Raw genomic sequence first — 4105 nt, forward strand, 5'->3', positions numbered from 1 at the left:
ATAATGTCTGTCACTTGTAGATTTGAGAACTCTCCGGGAGAGTACTGAATCATGGAACTAGCATTATTATTCATCTCGAGCGAGGAGATACCCATGAGATCAGAGGTAAGTTTCACGAGTATGATCGCGTCTTTTGCACTCTGAAACAGTCTTCGGTACTTTTCCTCACTCAATGCCAGTCTGGTTTCTGCTTCAAGACGCTCGGTAATATCACGCCATACCGAGATATAATCTTCAATCTCTCCAATTTCGGAAAGATGGGGGGTAGTAGTTGTCTCAAACCAGATCCACTCACCATTCAGATGTCTAAACCTAAACGATGCAGGTGGTTTATTGACGATACCTGATATTTCCTTCAGTTCTTCCTGCAGAGCAGCATAGTCATCAGGATGGATATAATCAGAAATATTCCGGTCAACGATCTCAGATGAGACAAAACCGGTGAGCATCGCACATGCTGGAGAGACATAGGAGATGATCCCCTGCACGTCCCACCTGATGATGATATCGCGTACACTTTCGGTGATGAGTCTGAGATTGGACTCATTCACCCGGATTGCTTCGAGCAGTGTGTGTTTTTCAGTGATATCCTCTCCGTTGATAACCAGAGCTGGCCGCTCCTGAAAGAAGGAGACCGAAGAGATGGTAAAGAGATAGGTTCTTTCCTTCTCTTCCTGCTCTATGGTGGTTTCAAAAGACCTGGTTTCTCCGGCACTTACGATTCTGACCTCCTGTGTGAATGCCGGACCGAAGATACGTTCTAACTGAAGCGATTCGATGCTGAGGCCGATTACTGATTCGGAGGTAGATTGAAAGAGCCGAAGAAAGGTGTCGTTTACCCAGCGGATTGTCAGATCAGTATTAAGGATGATCAGAATATGTGAAGAAAAATTGAGTAAGGATGATTCTGGCTTAATGTCAGCGATGTAATATTTTTTCTTCTGCCCATGTTCCCTCATCTCAAGACGGCCTGAGAGCACCAGGCTGTCCAGGTACCGTGCAACCGTATGGCGGTGATGACCACACAACTGCGCCACTTCAGAGATACTAAGGTACTTTTTTCCATGGGAAAACGCCGAAAGAATATCTTCAAAAATAGTATTATTCCGCGACGTCATTTCAATCTCCTTTGATGTTATAAGGCTTATTTATTTGGACACCGAAAAATCCAGATATATCCCATAGAATACTGAATCTTTTCTGCTCATTTGTGCTGCAACGGGCATTGCAGAATCAGGTGAGTAACGAAGAATACCTCGGAACAGGATAGTCCTACCTGAATACCAAATCAGATGAAGAGGAGATCACACCTGGCAGGATATAGGTGAACATCATTTCCCACATCCATTCTCCTGCCACCCTCTCCATTTGATGTTAGCTCAGAACTGTTCATTTCTTTTCAACTATCATACCTCATTACCAATCCTGATCGATCCACGAGGGAAATAAACTTCAAATCGTGCACCTTCACCAGGCACGCCGGCTTCTGCAATGGTTATCCCGGTTACCGAGAGGATCTCTTCTGAAAGAAACAGCCCATGACTTGCAGAAAGTCCATATTCATGAGAAAAAATCTGCTTCTTATCATGCATGGGAATCCCGATACCATCATCCTCATAAACCAGGATCGGCAGGTCTCCATGATTATCAATACTGAATCTGATAGTGGTAGCCTTTTTTCCATGCCGGATCGAGTTATCTATCAATTCTGAGAAGACCCGTTCAATGAGAGGATATGCATTGATTTTTACCATATCCGGGATCTGACAATCTATCCGGATTGAACCGGTTGGAACTTCATGAAGCGCATTCTTCACCAGTGTCCGGAGGTCCATCCAGGCAGGTCCCTGGACCAGAGGATCAAGCGTTTCGCAGGTGATTCTGACAATGTTTAATGCTTTTTCAACCATCCCATACGCTTTCTGGAAGTAACCGGTGACCTCCACACGCCCATCTTTCTGTCCGAGACTGACTTTTTCCATATTATGATAGATCGAACTCAGTTGCGTGAGCAGTATGTGGTGGATGATACTTCCCATGTATTGGAACTTTTTATTAGAGCGGAGCAGAGCGGTTTCCAGCCTGCCACGCTCAAGATTCTTATTGTGTAACTCTTCATTCGCCTGTTTGAGATCAGATACAGCTTTCTGGAGTTGAGCATTGAGATAATGCAGTCTTTCATCCGCCACCTGCAGTTCGCAGTTATTTTTGATAGCGGTTTCATAAGTAGAGAGCAAAATATTAAGAATCTGAACCCTGCCTGATCTGATCTCATACTCATGATTCGAGAATGAAACACGCAGAGGTTCGCTGGATGTTTCATTTGGAGAAAGACGCACCGATTCGAGGGTTCCGGTGATACGGGAGTAGATCCAGTCTGCATCATAGGGTTTAATGATGAAATTATCTGCTCCATACTCAAGGGCCTTGATCACGTCAGACGGATTATACAGATAGGTGACCAGAATAACCGGAATTGACCGGGTCGCCGGGTTCTCCTTAATCCGCCTGCATAGTTCGTACCCGTCCATTGGCGACATGATAACATCGGTCAGAACAATATCAGGAGGCTGTTTTTCTATGAGCGTAAGTCCTTCCTGACCATCTGCGGCGATTACCACCTCATGTCCGCCTTTTTCAAGGATATATCTGAGTGATTCTGCCTGGGTGCGGTTATCTTCCACAACCAGGATCTTTTGGGTAGATCTTCTCGGCATCAGACTCAACCAGTTACTGAACGTCTCTTCTGAGTAATGAGTTCATTCCTATGTATCTTCTCTTCACTAGAAAAGACGTTCCAGAATCAGTAGCGGATACAGGAAAAACTACAAGAAAAAGAAGATGATAATCCAAGGATGATTAGTTAAATGCCGGGGTACCGGTCGGGTGGAGCATTTCAGTTTCGGTCAGACCTTCAAAGACACCAACAGTCTTGATAACAAGATTATTACGCTTTGATTCCGCAATCAGATTACGGGATTCCTTGCTTACTCCGTTGGAGAGGACGAGCAGATGAGTCCCATATTCAGCCATCCGGGAGTCACGGACCATGCCTGCTGCATTAAGGTCATCCTGCCAGTTGGGGGCGAATTCTTTGTATTTGATGCCCTTTGATTCTGCATACATCTTGGCGATCATATCCACACCGGTTGACCCACCGGCGATGATCTCATCAACAACACCGATTTCAGCGATAAACTTATTGAGTTCTGCAAATACTGCATCTTTTCTATTACAGGTCCGGATACCGGAGACGATTAATTTTGCCATGATAATTTTCCATTATCTGCGTGTGACAGACCATTTGAGGCTTCGCAGATGAACAAACTACGTTGCAGATTATCGCATATGAACCCGGGTTCAGAGGAGGCCTGATGAGTTAAATTTATATGCATGCGTTGAGCTCCTGATTAGATCAAATCGTAAAAAGAGGAAATGAAATACCGAATTTAGAAGAAAAAAGAGTTACGATTGGTTTTCATGATGCTTCAAAGGCTTGCCAGGATCGATCACTTCGAGTTTCGCATCAGAAATCCGGTAATATAATCCAATGACCCGGAGTTTTCCCTCACGTTCTGTATCACGGACGATCTTATAGGTCCGCAGATGCTTGAGTTGGAGCCTGACATTCTCGATCTCAAGGCTGGTCTGCCATTCCTTAGCTTTTTCAGGATCGTCAGGGTGCGGATTCTTTTCGCTTACCAGGGCAAGGGCGGGTTGGGCATGACGAAGCCATCCAGGGATAAATGCATCATCGCCACAATGTCGGTGAGCAAGGGCATGCATTGCGCCACATCCTTCATGTCCACAGATCACGAGGGTATCGACATGGAGATGCCCGATTCCATATTCAAGGAATGTACCTACGTTCCAATCACCGGGGGGAACGATGTTGCCGATGTTACGATGCACAAATATCTCACCAGGTTTGGCATGACAGGTGATCTCTGGAGCAACCCGGGAGTCGCAACATCCAATCATCATCACATGAGGATTTTGACCTTTCAGGAGCTCTTTATAGTAATCGATGTTTTCAGAGAACTCACATTCAACAAAGTAGTTGTTACCTTCCAATAATTTTTCAATACCCATATGCTGCTCCAAT

Annotated in this window: 4 protein-coding genes; all 4 read right to left on the reverse strand. The window is 45.0% G+C overall.

The genetic code is table 11. The features are described from left to right. Positions 1–1118: PAS domain S-box protein (locus tag LUQ50_RS11295; protein WP_300039938.1), on the reverse strand; the 1118-nt coding region annotated here is incomplete at its 3' end. Between the two features lie 288 nt (positions 1119–1406). Next, positions 1407–2717: a hybrid sensor histidine kinase/response regulator gene (locus tag LUQ50_RS11300; protein WP_300039939.1), complete on the reverse strand. Its 1311-nt coding sequence runs from the start codon at positions 2715–2717 to the stop codon at positions 1407–1409. 142 nt (positions 2718–2859) lie between these two features. Further along, positions 2860–3270: a DUF2493 domain-containing protein gene (locus LUQ50_RS11305; protein WP_300039940.1), complete on the reverse strand. Its 411-nt coding sequence runs from the start codon at positions 3268–3270 to the stop codon at positions 2860–2862. 195 nt (positions 3271–3465) lie between these two features. After that, on the reverse strand, positions 3466–4105 hold a 640-nt coding region (locus LUQ50_RS11310), incomplete at its 5' end, for a carbonic anhydrase (protein WP_367278997.1).

This window comes from Methanospirillum sp., from assembly GCF_028679455.1.
GTDB lineage: Archaea > Halobacteriota > Methanomicrobia > Methanomicrobiales > Methanospirillaceae > Methanospirillum.